The organism is Kordiimonas sp. SCSIO 12610 (assembly GCF_024398015.1).
Taxonomy (GTDB): Bacteria; Pseudomonadota; Alphaproteobacteria; order Sphingomonadales; family Kordiimonadaceae; genus CANLMI01.
This window is the reverse complement of sequence record NZ_CP073747.1, coordinates 1,224,654-1,241,338: the sequence shown is the minus strand read 5'-3', so window position 1 is coordinate 1,241,338 and position 16,685 is coordinate 1,224,654. Positions and strand designations below refer to the sequence as shown.

Here is a 16,685-nt window from a genome sequence, read left to right as displayed (position 1 = left end):
ACAAAACACCGCTGGCTTTATGAAATTAAATTACAACGATTTCAGGGACTGTCCTAGATAACATCATATTGAATATAGAACGCTATCATTCTGAGTGTTTCAGCCAATCACAGTCTCGTAAAAAGATAAATTTTCCTATTAATTTCCTGCAAACACGATAAAAGTCATTGGTAAATGCACAATGCCAAAATCGAAATATACCGACGATTTTATGTTGCAAAGGTCATAGCAACTTCTATCAGGATAACGGGATGAGAAATGACGGATAAAAAATGGCAGTTCTGGATTGATCGGGGTGGAACCTTCACAGATGTAATAGCACGCCATCCATCCGGCCGGTTGATAAGCTATAAATATCTCTCGGAAAATCCTGAGCGCTACAAAGATGCTGCCGTTTTCGCCATGCGCGAGATCATGCAGGTCGATGATAACTCACCCTTTCCTTCCGAACAGGTTGAAGCCATCAAAATGGGAACAACTGTCGCGACCAATGCCCTTCTGGAGCGAAATGGTGAACCAACGCTGCTTTTGGTCACAAAGGGGTTCAAGGATGCACTTCTAATTGCCCAACAGCACCGTGATGACCTTTTTGCCTTCAAACCCACAAGGCCAACCCCTTTATATTCGCGCGTTGAAGAGGTTTCAGAACGCGTCGGTATGGACGGCGATATCATTACCCCGTTCGATGAGGGCGCATGCCGTCAAAGCCTAAAGTCCGCCTTCGCATCCGGCATCAAAAGCGTGGCAATTGCCTTTGTGCATGGTTACCGCCATACAGACCACGAGGAACGCGCGGCAGAGCTAGCTCGCGAGATCGGCTTTACCCAAATATCCGTCAGCCATAAAGTTAGCCCCCTCATGAAGCTGGTACCACGCGGTGATACAACGGTTGCGGACGCATACCTTTCACCGATCCTTAGGCGCTATGTTAACCAGATTAAGGAAAATGTTGGCGATACGCCCTTGTATTTCATGCAATCAAATGGTGGCCTTGCACACGCGGATACATTTGAAGGCAAGGACGCCGTACTCTCTGGCCCCGCAGGTGGTATCGTGGGTGCTGCCAAAACCGGCGAGCGCGCTGATACCTTTAAGCTGATCGGTTTTGATATGGGCGGAACCTCCACAGATGTTAGCCACTATGGCGGCACCTATGAGCGCGTTACCGATACTGTGGTTGCAGGGGTGCGCATGACAGTTCCCATGATGGATATCCACACGGTTGCCGCAGGGGGCGGTTCCATTTGTGATTTTCATGATGGTCGCTTCCGGGTTGGACCTGCGTCCGCGGGCGCATTCCCCGGCCCAGCAGCATATGGGCGCGGTGGGCCAATAACCGTTACGGATTGTAATGTCATGCTCGGCAAACTCAATCCTGACCTTTTTCCGGCCGTTTTTGGAAAATCCGGCACTGAAAAACTGAATTTTGAAGCAACAAAAGCAGGTTTTGAAAAACTACAGCAGGCTATCCAGCATGAAACGGGCAACACCCTTGGCCTTGAAGAAATTGCTGAGGGTTTCCTGTCTGTTGCGATCGAACATATGGCGCGCGCGATCAAACGTGTATCCGTTGAGCGTGGTCATGATATTAAGAAATATGCCCTCCTAACCTTTGGCGGGGCTGGTGGTCAGCATGCATGCCTTGTGGCTGATGCCCTTGGTATGACGAAAGTTATTGTACCACCATTTTCTGGCGTCCTATCGGCCCTTGGTATGGGTCTTGCAGACCAACGCGTCATTCGCGAACAAGCGCTTGAATGCCCATTGGATGCTATGGATACGCTAACGGACGTGAGCGCATTGGTATCAAATGACGCTGCAAATGGCCTGGAAGCCCAAGGAGTTCCCTTGAGCGGGCAGACCCTTCACCGCTCGATCCGCGCAAAATACAAAGGCACAGATACAACGCTTACGATTCCGTTTGGTGAATTGTCAGATATGATCACCTCGTTTGAGGCCCAGCATAAAAAGCAATTTGGCTTTATTGAAAGCGGCCAAACCATAATCGCAGAAGCGATGGAAGTGGAAACCATCGGGGGCAGTGCACAAAATGCCTTGGGCCTAACAGCAGACGGCCATGAAACAGAAGCAAGCCAGCACCTAAGCACCTTCATGAACGGCGAAAATGTTAGTGCAGCGGTTTATAACCGCCATACGTTAAAACCAAATCATTTCATTAAGGGACCAGCGGTTATCACTGAAAACGGTGGTACGACGATTGTTGAACCCGGTTGGCATGCAGTTGTTGACAAGAAGGATACCCTTCAGCTCGCGCGCTACGAAGCGCGGTCACGCCAAGATATTTCTGCGGATGCTGCTGATCCAATTATGCTTGAGGTCTTCAATAATCTTTTCATGTCAGTCGCAGAAGAAATGGGTGGCATCTTAGCCAAGACCGCCCATTCGGTGAATGTGAAGGAAAGGCTTGATTTCTCCTGCGCTGTGTTTGACGCAGACGGAAACCTGATTGCAAACGCACCCCATATGCCTGTTCACCTTGGCAGCATGGGAGACAGCGTTGCTGCCGTTGTTGAAGAAAACAGAAACTCGATCAAACCGGGCGACGTTTACATGCTAAATGATCCGTATGCTGGTGGTACGCACCTACCAGATATAACGGTTATAACGCCCGTATTTCTTGATGCCCCTACCCCCGCCTATTATGTGGCATCACGGGGCCATCACGCGGATATCGGCGGTACAACACCGGGGTCCATGCCTTCAAATTCAACCCGCATTGAAGAAGAAGGTATTCGTTTTACCAATTTTGAATTGGTGAAAGAGGGTATATTCCAAGAGGATGCTCTTAAAACCGCACTCAAGTCCGGCCCGTATCCTACGCGCAATGTTACGCAAAATATTGCTGACCTGAAGGCACAGATTGCAGCGAACGAACGCGGCGTATCACAGGTTAAACACCTTGTGGATGATTTCGGTGCAGACGTTGTAAGTTCCTACATGGGGCATGTGCAAAATAACGCTGAGGAAGCCGTAAGGCGCGTGATTGATAAATTGCAAGACGGTGTATGCGAATACCCGATGGACTGCGGCGCGGTAATCAAGGTAAAAATCACCGTCGACAAAAAGGCACGCACAGCAACGGTCGATTTCACAGGCGCAAGCACTATTCAAAATAATAATTATAACGCACCGCTTGCCGTCACGAAGGCCGCGACCCTTTATGTCTTCAGGGTCTTGACAGGCGACGATATTCCCTTGAACGCAGGCTGCCTGAAACCGATTAACCTTATCGTGCCAGAAGGGTGTATGTTAAACCCCACGCCACCAGCCGCCGTTGTTGCAGGCAATGTGGAAACCAGCCAAGCCATTACGAACGCCCTCTTTATTGCGACAAAAGCCCTTGCGGCGTCACAGGGCACCATGAATAATTTCACCTTCGGCAATGATACCTACCAGTATTATGAAACCATCGCAGGCGGCACAGGTGCAGGCAACGGCTTTACGGGCACAGACGCAATCCAATCCCATATGACCAATAGCCGCCTCACGGATGTTGAGGTTCTTGAATGGCGCTATCCTGTTATCCTCGAAGACTTCAGCGTCCGCGAAAACAGCGGCGGCAAAGGCGCATACGCGGGCGGCAACGGCGTTGTTCGAAAAGTTCGCTTTAAGGAAGCGATGGAAATGACCATTCTTTCTAACCACCGCGATTATGCACCACCCGGCCTTTCGGGGGGCAATGACGGGAAAACCGGCGAAACCAGCGTTCTTCGAACAGACGGCAAAATCGACGATCTTAAGTACGCTGACCATGCTGTTTTAAAGGCTGGTGACTGCGTGCTTATTAAAACACCGGGCGGCGGTGGGTATGGCACCAAAAACTAAACTATAAGCAAGTATGAACAAGGAAACAGGCATGACGATTTCACCATCTGACAAACGATTATCGCATGCCCCAGAGCCGCCCTATATGGCCGTTATTTTTACAAGTATTCAAAATGACGGCCCCCTTGATGGATATAGCCAAACAGCAGAAGATATGGTTCGCCTTGCCGCCGAGCAAAGCGGGTATATCGGCTATGAAAGTGCCCATGACCGTGACGGTACGGGCATTACCGTCAGTTACTGGGAAAACGAAGCCTCGATCAAAAAATGGAAACAACAGGCAGACCACATGACCGCCCAGAAAGCAGGCAGGAATAAATGGTACCGCGCCTACATCACACGTATCGCCCGCGTTGATCGCCATTATGCCTTTGAAAATACATAAATATCTTTCATTTATCAGTGAAGAGGCCATCTATTTACTGGACTAAAGAGTTTACTTATGTTGATATTCATATGGGAACTTATGGGAGAGTGAGCGATGGCTGATACAATCGAACCACCACAGCTGAAAGCGAGTGCAAACCTTAGCAATTTACCCGGTGAATCCGGCCTGCCATTTTTTGGGCATACACTGTCGATTTTAAAAAATTCTAGCAAATTTTCAAAATCCATGATTGCCAAATATGGCACGCTCTATCGCACCAACAGCTTTTTCCGCGACATTGTTCAAATGATGGGCCCGGAATATAACGAACTTGTTCTGATGGATAAGGGCAAGAATTTCTCGAGCGAGAAAGGCTGGGCCCCGTGGCTTGCACGGTTGTTCCCCAATGGCCTTATGTTGATGGATTTCGATCATCATAAAGCCCATCGTCATATAATGGCGGCTGCCTTTAAAACCGGCCCTATGCGCGGCTATATGGAGCGCCTGAACGATGAAATGCCCGAACGCATAAAGGCGTGGGGTGAGAAAGGTAGTTTTGCCTTCTACCCAGCGATCAAGCAACTCACGCTTGATATGGCATCGAGTGTTTTCCTAGGCCTCGGCGCGGACCACCCTGAGCGTGAGAGAATTAATACCGCGCTCTCGGACATGGTTGCCGCCAGTGTTGGCCTTGTCCGCGTTCCGATCCCCGGTAGTTTGATGTATAAAGGCGTCAAAGGCCGCAAATATATGATTGAATTTCTCGGTAGTCAGATCGAGGAGCGCCGTAAATCAGACGGCGATGATATTTTCACGCAGCTTTGTATCGCAGAAGACGATGAAGGCAATAGGTTCACCGATCAGGAAATCATCGACCATATGATATTCCTGTGGATGGCCGCCCATGATACCATCACCAGTTCCATGACAACGCTGGTTTATGAGATTGGCCGCCATACCGACTGGCAGGATAAAATCAGGGATGAGATCAAAAACCTGAACCTGAATGATGATCGCCTGCCCTATGATAAAATGAATGACCTCACGATCCTTGAGTATGCGTTCAAAGAGGCCTTACGGATGAACCCGCCTGTTCCCTCGATCGCGCGGGAAACTGTACGCGACGTAGAGGTAAAAGGTCATATCATCCCGAAGGGGACAACAATCGGCATCAGCACGGTCTATACCCACCGCAGCAGCGATCATTGGGATAGCCCGGAAGATTTCGATCCCATGCGCTTTAGCCCCGAAAACAGCAAGGGCCGCCATCGCTATGCCTGGATACCGTTCGGCGGCGGCGCGCATATGTGCCTTGGCCTTCATTTCGCCTACATGCAAACCAAGGTAATCCTTGCGCACCTTCTACCGCATTATGCGATTGAAATGCCCGTTGGCTATACCAGCAAATTTCAGCTCATGCCGATTATCAAACCGATAGACGGCCTTCCTGTTAAGCTGCGTAAGCTTGATAGCTAATCCATAAAATAAGGGTACTGTGAATGAGTATGGATACTTTTGATTTTATCGTTGTTGGCGGCGGATCAGCGGGTTGTGCGCTCGCGGCAAGATTAAGCGAACGAAGTGACTATAAGGTTGCGCTGATTGAAGCGGGTAAGAAAAAAGGCGGGCTAAAGGTTGATATGCCGGGCCTGATTTCAAAAATCGTTCCCCCAAACCCGATGAACTGGAATTATTGGACCGAACCCCAAAAGAACCTTAATAACCGCAAACTTTATTGGCCGCGCGGTAAGGTGATGGGCGGATCAAGTTCGATCAACGGCATGATCTATATTCGGGGCCACGCACGTGATTACGACGAATGGGCGCAGCTTGGATGCACAGGCTGGTCCTATGACGACGTGCTGCCCTATTTCAAAAAATCGGAAGGCAACACCCGGGGCGACAGTGAATATCACGGCGCCAGCGGCCCTTTGAAGGTGACCGAGCGCACATCAACGCATGAATTAAACGATGCCTTTTTAAAAGCAGGCGATGAAATTGGCCTGCCGTTCACCTACGATTTCAACGGAGAAACCCAAGAAGGCGTGGGGTGGTATGACCAAACCATTCGTGACGGACGGCGCCAATCAACCGCCTTCACCTATTTGTCCGAAGCCCTTAATCGCCCGAACCTGACGGTTCTCGCCGAAACCATGGCGAGGAAGGTACTGTTTGACGGCAAGACAGTTACAGGCCTTGAGGTGGAACAAAAAGGCCAGATCAAAACCCTGAATGTGAATAACGAAATTATCCTCTCTGGCGGTGCGATCAACAGCCCGCAGCTTTTGCAGCTATCGGGAATTGGCGACCCTGATGATATCACCAGTGTTGGTATTGATATGGTGCATAGCCTGAAAGGTGTTGGGAAAAACATGCAGGACCATCTGGATGTTCTGGTATCAGCACACCTGAAGGACCCAATATCATTATTGCGGTACCAAGCCCCCCATCGCGGTCTGATGGAAATGGCAAAATGGTTCCTGAAAAAACCGGGTATCCTTTCTGATGTGGTATTGCCCACAGGGGCGTTTATCAAAACGGACCCGGCGTTAGAGCGACCTGATATTCAATTCCATATCCTGCTCGGTATGGCAGACGCACCGCACGGGTTTGAAGACAGTCATGAACACGGGATGGGCATTCATATTTGTCAGCTTCGCCCCCACAGCCGCGGCACTATTTCGCTTCATAGCAGTGATCCACTTGAGTCCGCGAAAATTGACCCCAATTACCTGGAAAGCCCAGAGGATATTCGTGTCCTTTCAGAAGGGGTGAAGGTTGCTCGGCGAATGTTTGCAGCCCCTGCGCTTCAGGCCTATATTTCGCATGAGAAGTCGCCTTGGAATGATATGGATATCGACGATGACGAAGCGCTCCATGCCCGTATCCGCGAGGCGTCAGAAACGATTTATCACCCTGTCGGCACCTGCTCTATGGGGCCAACCGATAATCAAAATAGTGTTCTAGACCCTGAACTCAAGGTTATTGGCGTTAAGGGCCTGCGTGTTGCAGATGCGAGCGTAATGCCACGCCTGATCGGTGGAAACACGAATGCACCAACGATTATGGTGGCTGAGAAATGCGCTGATATGATCAAGGCCGCCTACTAGAATATGAGAAGCACTGATACGTCGTTTAATTTTCACGCGCTCACCAAGGATATATTCAAAACCCAAGGTATCGAAAGCACCTTTGTTACCTTGGATACGCTTGACACCCTCGGCACAGAAAAAGGCGCTTATATTCTAGTGATTGAGGTTAAACAGCCGATAAATCTTGATATTCAAAGTCTGAAAACCAATGAATTGCCAGCTGGCGTTTATTATTATGTCGGGAATGCCTATGGCAGCGGCGGGATAAAATCACGCCTCAAACGCCACTTAGCAGCAACGAAGAAAGTTCATTGGCATATCGACCATTTAACAACAAAAGCACACTCGATTTCCGCACTGGCGGTACCGAACGGCAATGAATGTGATTTAATCAGCATCCTATCCACAGACAAAAGCCTATCGTTTCCAATCAAAGGATTTGGCAGCAGTGATTGTAAGGTTTGCAACAGCCATTTGATGCAGCAAGGAAATTACGGCACCTAACACACTTAATTGATTGTATTTTTCTCTTTTTATTTAGTAATTTGTGTTTAAATTTGAGGGAAAGATGCAAGATATTTTGCGATTAATCATAACCAAATTTCTAGTCGTATCACTATGCACCGTTGCTGCATCCGCGCAAGGTGAAGAGATAGAGATATCATCGCTACCAAGCCCCACCTATATTTTTAGCAAATATTGCTTTGACGCCAGTGCAAAAAACCAAAGGCCATTAGAACCCATTGATAGCAAAAATTGGCATACTTTAAGTGTCGGAGAAAAATCAGCCCTCAATTTATCATCGGATACACGGGCCTATGCCCTTCAGAACCGATATGCTGGCGAGTTGATTGTTTTGACTATATCCAATTTTGTTTCCAATAAACCCTCGAAGCCATCAGGTACTAAGTGTACCATCATTACCAGCGGTGTAGATGGGTTTAGAACCAGAAGAGAATTAACCAGAAAATTTGGCCGCGCGGGCTCAACCGCAGCTGTCGGGCGGACAGTCCCTGCAAAGGAAGGCTGGAAACAATTGACATGGTCAGGCTCTGCTAAAAAAGGAGCTAACGACTGGAAACTAAAGTATAATTGGCTATGGGCAACAACACCGCTATTTTACACGAAAAGTGATCTTATTCATGTTATTTATAAGCGCTCTGAAGCAAAGAATATGGAAATCATAGAACTTAATCACTATTATGAACGCAGTAAAAAATAGCCCATAAGAGTACCCTTGTTTCTATACGGAAGTATGCATGCCCCTATCAACTGGTTCTGATGGTAAAAAACGATGTTTCGGCAACAAACCGGGACAGGAATTTTACGCCGATTATCACGACAGGGAATGGGCCATACCCGTTTATGATGACCAACAGCTTTTTGAGATGCTAATCTTAGAGGGCGCGCAGGCAGGCCTGAGCTGGGAAACTGTGCTTAGAAAACGGGAAGGATACCGCGCTGCTTTTCATGGCTTTGATGTTCAGCGTGTTGCCGAAATGAGCGATAATGAGCTTGAAGCCCTGCGTGAAAATCCGGCGATTATCAGAAACAAGTTGAAAATCTATGGCACGCGTAAAAATGCCATTGCTTTCATAAAAATTCAGGAAGAATTTGGAAGCTTCAGCAAATATCTGTGGGCCTTCGTGGACGGCAACCCCATCATCAATAAATGGCAAAGCTTTGAAGAAGTGCCCGTTAACACCGAGATCAGCGATGCCCTTTCGAAAGACCTGAAAAAACGGGGTATGACCTTTGTCGGATCAACGATCATCTATGCCTTTATGCAAGCCACTGGCATGGTAAATGACCATGTCGCAGAATGCTGGCTGCATCCGAAATAGGTTTCTCCTTCTCTTGATCAAAATGCAACCTGTGACACTTTGTCATTCAACTTTTTGACAAGAGTCAAAAAAATAAGAAACGAGTTGTTTTATAAATCTCCTATCAAGACAGTAGGGAGATTAAGCGATGAAAAAACCGATTTATATGGTCGCCCTTGACGGTAGTGAGTGGAGTGACCGTGCCGCAGAATGGGCTGTTAAGCTTGCGAAACAGACTGGCGCATCTGTAAAATTTATGACCGTAATATCCTATTCAGGATTTCAGTTCGTGAATGCGATGGAATACGACTATATTCCCGAAATGCGCAAAGAACAGGAACGCGAAGCCAAGGATGATATCCTCGCTCCTGTAATCGCTCGCTTTAATGATAGCGGTGTACCGATTGTTGGTGAATATTATTGGGGTCACCCTGTCGAAGTTATTCGTGAACAGATCAAGAAAGATAAGGCGGATATGTTCTTCGCTGGCCGCCGTGGTCGCTCGCGCATCAGTGACCTTGTGCTTGGAAGCGTATCCAACAGCCTGGCTCACACAGTGGGCATACCGATTGTGTTGGTGCCTTAGCAACGTTCGTTAAGCGATATTCGAGTCTCTTCCCTGAAGATATCGCTTGTTAAAACGATCCTTGTACATGGTGTTCGATCTCCCCTTGGGCACTACGTGGTACCAACACCTTTTTATTTGATAACTGCGGGGATGGTAATTTTTCCATCCCTGCAGACTTACTCTTTGACTTCAAAAAATCTGTAATAAGACCCGGCTACAGATCCTCGCATTTTTTTGGCGCATTCTGTTTTGTCTGAAAAATATACGGCTTTGGGAATTTGCATCTGGGCTAACAACTGATCTAATTTTATGAGATTGGGCAAGGTGTTTTTCAACCCTGATTTCATTTCTCTAGGTGTGGAGTAATTAATAACTGAAAATTCTTTACCGTTCAGGTCAAACAAGCTGTATTCAATTGTAAATTTATTCTTTTTGCCAATTCGGCATTCGACCCGAGCTTCTACAATATCAGTATATTTACCTTCGTAAACTTCACCTGTCCAATAGGATACAGTCCGATAAAAGTCAGGAGTGAATAAACTATAGCTCCTGCGGTCCATTGCCCAAAACACCAGCGAAACTAAAACACAAATCACCGAAATCGTATCAAAAAACTTTCGGTACCTGCTGGACTGAGATTGGATATAACCGCTCGGCGAAAATTCCATACCGATATTCAATCTTTTTCGTCTTACATCCAACGCAATTCGATTTCCAATCGCAATCAGCCATTCTTCCTCAGTGCCATTATTCGTGATTGTATCAAGGATGCTTTTTTCATGTATATCGTTATATTTCCTCGCAAAGATCCAGCAAATTGATGTCGAAATGAATATGCCCGCAAAAACGGAAAATAATTCAAACACACCTACATCATCCAAATATATTGACCAAGTATATTCTACAGTGCGCATGCCTCTAAAAAATGCACGGCCAAAACTACCCTCATAGAATCCTAAGTAAATAACGCTTCCTGCCAACAAAGCGTATATTATCACCCATGGTATAAATAACCAGTTTGTATAACTTGGATACTTCTTGTTTGAGAGATACTCTTCAATCTTACAATAACACTCATCAATAAACTTAACTTCAATCGATGATAGTTCACGATTTACATCAATTTCGCTTCGAACAATCCACCAACTTCTAACGGTACGACAAATTTGCCAAAGAAAGTAAATCGTCGCCAAAATGATTGGTGTCACGATAAGACGAATAGTGACTTCACTTTTAACATCAAAGACAAAGAAGAAGAATTTCGTGATCGACCAAACATCCATATCAATGATCGCTGCGCGGATGTAATAATAGTATCTGAATGAAATGACGATGATCGCCATAAGCAAAAACACATACAAGAAAGTGTATTTTGCAGTTGTAAATGCTCCTTTGAACTCGGCCGCTATGTTTTGTTTAGAAACCTCAGATAAATAGTCACCTTCGCTATACTCATCCTCCCAGCAAGCCTGCTCCTCCTCATTCTTGGCAGTAATAGCATCTGTATATTTTTCTTTTTGGGTTGCGGACCACCACGTTACAAAGAGGATAGGAAGAAAGCAAAGAAACAGCCAATTATCTGAATGAAACCTGAGAACCATTTCACCAGTTACAATGATGGTTATAACCGATATTATCCAAAGCCCAATTGCATCAATTATGATCAAGGACAACGAATTAATTCGGGACTCTGAATACGGTGATTTTACGAAATAAAACCGTAGTAAAAGCAATAGGACACAGATAATACTGTGAATAGCTATCGGTACGAATGGACCAAAAAACGGTACAAGAACGGTTATGGCTAGATAAACTAATGCTATTACTAACAAGGATTTGGAAAGGCCGTGGTTGACCTTTCCATATTCAGTTACAATTTTCATATTCCCCCCAGTAAAATATTCTAATAACCGATGGCCATGCCGTCCTTACGCATTTCAGAAGCGCCCCAATAAACGCCTGTTTTTGGGTCGCGCCAAATCGCCTGATATCCCCCAAACGGTCCTGATGTAATCTCAATCTTATGGCCGCGGCGCATAAGCTCTTCCACCACATCACCCCTTACGCCGCTTTCAAGTTCCAGAGTTCCGCCGTCCTGCATGCGTCCCTGCCACGTAACAGCGGTAGACCCCTTATGGTGATAGCGCGCTACATCACCCGCATCCTGAACGGTCATACCAAAATCAACAAGGTTCACAACGATCTGCGTGTGCCCCTGTGGCTGCATAGCGCCGCCCATCAGGCCAAAACTCATAATGGGTTCGCCGTCTTTTGTCATAAAGGCTGGTATAATGGTGTGGAACGGGCGCTTGTTCGGTGCATAAACGTTTGGATGCCCTTCGGTCAGTGAATATTGGGCACCGCGATCCTGAAAAATAAATCCAAGGCCATCAGCAACAAGACCAGACCCCATTCCCCGGTAATTTGACTGAATGAGCGAAACCATCATGCCGTCCTTATCGGCAACCGTCATATAAATGGTGTCCCCTTCGATCAATTTCGGATCACCGTGTTCGACCTGTTCCATCGCCGTTTCCATGCTGATCAGCTCACGGCGCTTGTCCGCATATTCATCAGACAGAATATAATCCAGATCGATCGTTTGATAATCAGGGTCCGCGTAAAAACGTGCTCGGTCCTCAAACGCCAGCTTTTTGGCTTCGGTGGATACATGAAGATAATCCGCAGAATTTGATCCCATTGAGGCGATGTCATATCCCTCAAGAATATTCAGCATCTGAAGGGCCGCAATGCCCTGCCCGTTTGGCGGTAATTCCCAAACATCATACCCACGGTAATTCACAGAAACTGGCTCGATCCAGTTCCCTTTATGATTTTCAAAGTCGGTTTTCCGCAGGTCGCCGCCAATACGTTTAAAATAGGCGTCGATTGTATCTGCAATTTCGCCCTTATAGAAAACATCACGGCCACCCTTTGCAATTTTCTCTAACGTGTTAGCAAGATCAGGATTTTTGAAAAGCTGGCCTTCAACGGGCGCTTTCCCATCGATTAAATAGGTACTGCGATAATTATCCAATTCTTCGATTAAACCCGTTTTAGCGTGGCGTTCATAACGCGCGCGGTACCCTTCCATATAGAAGGCGATGGTTTGACCAACAGGGTGCCCTTCACGGGCGTATCTGATCGTTGGGGCAAGGTTGTCAGCCATGGATTGGGCACCAAAACGTTCATGAAGCATAAACCAGCCATCAACCGCACCCGGCACAGAAATCGGAAGCGATCCCCAACTCGGGATTTCTTCGCCATTTGTTACCTGACCATTTTCAACCTTCGCCTTGATTGCTGCTTTCATCTGATCAAGATCACGACCTGCTGCTGACCTACCAGACGCATTAAGCCCGTATAGTTTTTCAGTTTTGGGGTCCCAAACGATTGCAAACAAATCGCCGCCAATGCCGTTACCTGTTGGCTCCATCAAGCCGAGGGCCGCATTCGCCGCAATAGCAGCATCCACGGCATTACCGCCGCCTTTTAAAACATCGATCGCGATCTGGCTTGCGAGCGGGTGCGACGTAGCCGCCATGCCGTTCACACCGTGCACAGCACTTCGGGTTGCCCAAAGGTTGCCTGTGACCCTATCGCCTCGATTGTCTTCACGCAGTTGCGCCTTAATTTCAGACAAGCGGCTTTGATCAACTGATCCAGCATCCTGAAGCGTTGAATTATCTGATGACGTTTCACCTGTATTATTCACGTCACCACAGGCCGTAACCGCGACCAACAGCACCGCCACCGAAACAGAATGTTTGATATTTGTAATTATGTTCTTCATACCCCTACCCCTTCATATCTGACAAAATATCTTGAAAACAACCTAACCTTAGGGTGATAACAGGATCAAGCTGTTAGGGGTAAAAAGCTACACCCTAACATTTTTGTGAACACCATTTTGGAGTAAGTTAACGTGCAAAAGCCAGTTGCTGACTATTTGATCGCACTATCGGCGTTTAATGGCCTTATCGCCACTGCCTTAAGCGCGGTTGGCGCCCATGCCCTTCCCGCTGATATTAGCGACGCAAGTCAAAGTTTTTTCGACACAGCAACAAATTTCCATATGTTTCATGCCCTTGCAATGCTTGGTGCAGCACTGTTTCTCAAAGTAAGTGATCAAGCATCCGCGAAATGGGCCGCAATTTTTTATCAAGCTGGTATTCTCGGGTTTTCATGCAGTCTCTATTGGCGAGTTTTCATGGGTGAAGGCAGCCTTGGTCCCTTTCACTGGATCACACCAATTGGCGGACTATTCCTTATGGTCGGATGGTTTTGCCTTGTGTTTGCGGGTATTCAGGCAGGACGCAGACAATAGTTTCCTGCTTATCCGATCATTTCTTTGTAAGGAAGGCGGAGGATAACGGCGAGGCCGCCCATGTTTGATGTATCGAGGGAGGCATGCCCTTCATACATTTCCGCAATATCACGCACAATAGATAAGCCAAGCCCAGTGCCCGGCACCTGTTCATCAAGCCGTTTACCACGTTCGAAAATGCTTTGCATTTTCTCTTTCGGAACGCCCGGGCCGTCGTCTTCGATTTTGATTTCAATCGTTTTACGGTTACGGCGCGCAGTTTGAACAGGTGTGACAGTAACCTTCACACATGAGTGCGCCCACTTGCCCGCATTTTCGATGATATTCCCCATCACTTCATCAAAGTCTTCGCGTTCGCCGTCAAACCTTAGGCCGTCCGCACATTCAAAAGAGAAATCAAGAAGCTTGCTTTCATACATGGTTGAAATAGCACGGATCAGTTTTTCAATCCGTTCTTTGATATCAACGCCAGGGCCACCCATAGCGCCAGCGATCCGCGCACGCTTGAGATGATGATCCACATGATCGCGGATAATGCGGGTATTATTAATGATCACCTTCGCCTGTTCGGATGTATCCCCCGCAACTTCGTTTTGAATAACACTCAGCGGTGTTTTAAGCGCATGCGCCAGATTACCCACATGGGTACGTGCCCGATCAACCAGCTTTTGGTTCTTATCGATCAATGTGTTTACTTCTTCTGCGATAGGGTCCAGGTCTTCCGGCCATTCGCCTTCCAGATAAAGTTTATCGCCAGCCGTTACATCGCTAAGGGCCTTACTGAGGCGGCGAAGCGGTAAAAGCCCGTACGCGATCTGGAAAATATAGGTCGCAACCACAAAAAGCATGATCGCACCAAGCGCCACCAGCAAAAGCTGATTAAACCGGACAGAAGCAACCTTAAGGTCTGCCATATTAATCGCAACGGTGTACCGGTAAATATTACTTTCCGTATCCTCAGGCAGAATAATATCAACTTCTATTGTCCGTAACTGCTGATCATTCGGGCCGATAATTTCAGCGTAAACAGGGACAAACACCTGGCTGGACATATCGGGAGACAGCTCAAAATCCCAAAGCGAGCGGGAACGCTTTGGGCGTTTACTTACAGAAGATATCTGCCAGTAAAGCCCGGAATATGGCTTGGTAAATTGCTCATCGACAATCGGGCGAACAAATTCGAGCGTGCCGTCGCGGTTTAGCTGGCTGGCCCCAATCAAAAGATCCAATTGCCGCACCAAACGTGCATCAACGTCAGATAATAGATAGTCCGAAAAGGCGCGAGACAAAGTGATGCCGCCAACGGACAGAGCCACAGCAGACCCCATCACCGCAACCAGCAACAATCGCCCCGTTACCGTTCTTAAGAAATGTATTAAATTTCTTATCAACTATGACCTCGCAAGAACTCTACCCTATTACCCTTTGGTGCTCTGCTTCGCCAATATCATCAGCCAAATTATAGTGCAGGCTTATTCATTCCATTCAAGTCGATATCCCAAGCCACGGATCGTATGAATGATTGAAACACCAAGTTTTTTTCTGATCCTGTTAACAAACACCTCAATTGTGTTCGAATCCCGGTCAAAATCCTGATCATAAATATGTTCAGTCAACTCAGTTCTGGAAATCACCTTACCTTCATGATGCATAAGATATGATAACAACTTAAATTCCTGAGCCGTTAATTTGATTGGGTTACCGTCCACACTTACACGGCCGTTACGGCTATCAAGCAAAACAGGGCCACACGTAAACTCCGGGCTTGTTTGCCCAGCAGAGCGGCGGATCAATGCCCGCAAGCGTGCCAGTAATTCTTCCATAATGAAAGGCTTTGTTAGATAATCATCTGCGCCAGCATCGAGGCCTTCGACCTTATCTGTCCAGCTATCGCGCGCTGTCAGGATCAACACCGGCATGGTTTTGCCCTCCCGGCGCCAGCGCTTCAATATGCTTGCGCCGTCCATAATCGGCAGGCCCAAGTCAAGCAGCACAGCGTCATAAGGTTCGGTTTCACCTAGAAAATGGCCTTCCTCTCCGTCCGCAGCATGATCTACGGCATACCCAACGTCAGAGAGGCTCTGCATCATTTGCTTTGCCAATGTTTCATCATCTTCAACAATTAAGACTCGCATGTCTTATAACTTTCTAAATCTTCAAATCTGGTTCAAATGATATCATTTCCACCCACAAAACCGGGTTACCTTTTGGAAATGACCTTACCACTGCCTGCATTAATAATGGCAAAAACAACCTTGCCGTCGTTTCGTCTTACCCGCACTTCATAAACCCAACCCTGGTTCGTACGGCGAAGACGTTCGCCAACCATTTTTCCTCCAAGTTCGCGCTCCGCAACAGATTTAATTCGGTCATACGACAGAATTTCACCGCGTTTTATTGCCTTCAATGCATCATCATGATCATCATCAAATGCGTGGCTGTCATAGGCCAAAGCTATTCCGTTTACATCATTGTTTGCACTTACCGCAGACGACAATATAACCATGGCCAATAAGGTAATCACAGAAGGAACTTTATATATTGAACTTGTCTTATACATAGCTTCACACTTAATGATTTTTCAGTGAACGCTTGATGAACAATTAGTTTTGCCTTGTCACATCTCTGTGTTCATTGTTTGATGTAACATATGATATTCGCG

General features: G+C 47.0%; 14 protein-coding genes. 9 read left to right on the top strand and 5 right to left on the bottom strand.

Features of this window, described 5'->3' with window-relative positions:
* Positions 1-258: 258 nt before the first annotated feature.
* From KFF44_RS05600 to KFF44_RS05565, 8 genes are all read left to right on the top strand, one after another.
* Positions 259-3,846, top strand: coding sequence for a hydantoinase B/oxoprolinase family protein (locus tag KFF44_RS05600; RefSeq protein ID WP_255938035.1), 3,588 nt, complete (start codon positions 259-261; stop codon positions 3,844-3,846).
* A 31-nt stretch (positions 3,847-3,877) separates the two neighbouring features.
* Positions 3,878-4,231, top strand: a complete 354-nt coding sequence (locus KFF44_RS05595; RefSeq protein WP_255938034.1) for an antibiotic biosynthesis monooxygenase — start codon at positions 3,878-3,880, stop codon at positions 4,229-4,231.
* A 96-nt stretch (positions 4,232-4,327) separates the two neighbouring features.
* Positions 4,328-5,689 (top strand): cytochrome P450, encoded by a 1,362-nt coding sequence (locus tag KFF44_RS05590; protein WP_255938031.1) that lies wholly within the window; start codon positions 4,328-4,330, stop codon positions 5,687-5,689.
* Positions 5,690-5,712: 23 nt separating this feature from the next.
* On the top strand, positions 5,713-7,323 hold the full coding sequence (locus KFF44_RS05585) for a GMC family oxidoreductase (protein ID WP_255938027.1): 1,611 nt from the start codon (positions 5,713-5,715) through the stop codon (positions 7,321-7,323).
* Between the two features lie 3 nt (positions 7,324-7,326).
* Entirely contained in the window at positions 7,327-7,809 is a 483-nt protein-coding gene (locus KFF44_RS05580; RefSeq protein ID WP_255938025.1) for a DUF123 domain-containing protein, read from the top strand.
* A 64-nt stretch (positions 7,810-7,873) separates the two neighbouring features.
* A complete protein-coding gene (locus KFF44_RS05575) occupies positions 7,874-8,527 on the top strand; it encodes a hypothetical protein (RefSeq protein WP_255938024.1) in 654 nt (217 codons plus the stop codon).
* A 37-nt stretch (positions 8,528-8,564) separates the two neighbouring features.
* Positions 8,565-9,149 (top strand): DNA-3-methyladenine glycosylase I, encoded by a 585-nt coding sequence (locus KFF44_RS05570; RefSeq protein WP_255938023.1) that lies wholly within the window; start codon positions 8,565-8,567, stop codon positions 9,147-9,149.
* Positions 9,150-9,276: 127 nt separating this feature from the next.
* Entirely contained in the window at positions 9,277-9,714 is a 438-nt protein-coding gene (locus tag KFF44_RS05565) for a universal stress protein (RefSeq protein ID WP_255938021.1), read from the top strand.
* 158 nt (positions 9,715-9,872) lie between these two features.
* Here KFF44_RS05565 and KFF44_RS05560 read toward each other — a convergent pair whose 3' ends face one another.
* Together KFF44_RS05560 and ggt are read right to left on the bottom strand one after the other, a co-directional pair.
* Positions 9,873-11,579: a hypothetical protein gene (locus KFF44_RS05560; protein WP_255938020.1), complete on the bottom strand. Its 1,707-nt coding sequence runs from the start codon at positions 11,577-11,579 to the stop codon at positions 9,873-9,875.
* A gap of 20 nt (positions 11,580-11,599) precedes the next feature.
* The gene (ggt, locus tag KFF44_RS05555; protein WP_255938019.1) at positions 11,600-13,489 is read right to left on the bottom strand and encodes a gamma-glutamyltransferase; all 1,890 of its coding nucleotides are present in this window, start codon (positions 13,487-13,489) and stop codon (positions 11,600-11,602) included.
* A gap of 132 nt (positions 13,490-13,621) precedes the next feature.
* Between ggt and KFF44_RS05550 the strand changes: the two genes are divergently transcribed.
* A complete protein-coding gene (locus KFF44_RS05550; RefSeq protein WP_255938018.1) occupies positions 13,622-14,023 on the top strand; it encodes a DUF423 domain-containing protein in 402 nt (133 codons plus the stop codon).
* 8 nt (positions 14,024-14,031) lie between these two features.
* Here KFF44_RS05550 and KFF44_RS05545 read toward each other — a convergent pair whose 3' ends face one another.
* The 3 genes from KFF44_RS05545 to KFF44_RS05535 all read right to left on the bottom strand — a co-directional run bounded on the left by KFF44_RS05545 (position 14,032) and on the right by KFF44_RS05535 (position 16,547).
* Positions 14,032-15,414 (bottom strand): sensor histidine kinase, encoded by a 1,383-nt coding sequence (locus KFF44_RS05545; RefSeq protein WP_255938016.1) that lies wholly within the window; start codon positions 15,412-15,414, stop codon positions 14,032-14,034.
* 81 nt (positions 15,415-15,495) lie between these two features.
* A complete protein-coding gene (locus KFF44_RS05540; RefSeq protein ID WP_255938015.1) occupies positions 15,496-16,158 on the bottom strand; it encodes a response regulator transcription factor in 663 nt (220 codons plus the stop codon).
* 65 nt (positions 16,159-16,223) lie between these two features.
* Positions 16,224-16,547 carry a PepSY domain-containing protein gene (locus KFF44_RS05535; RefSeq protein ID WP_255938013.1) on the bottom strand — a complete coding sequence of 108 codons (324 nt, stop codon included), beginning with the start codon at positions 16,545-16,547 and terminating at the stop codon, positions 16,224-16,226.
* Positions 16,548-16,685 lie beyond the last annotated feature (138 nt).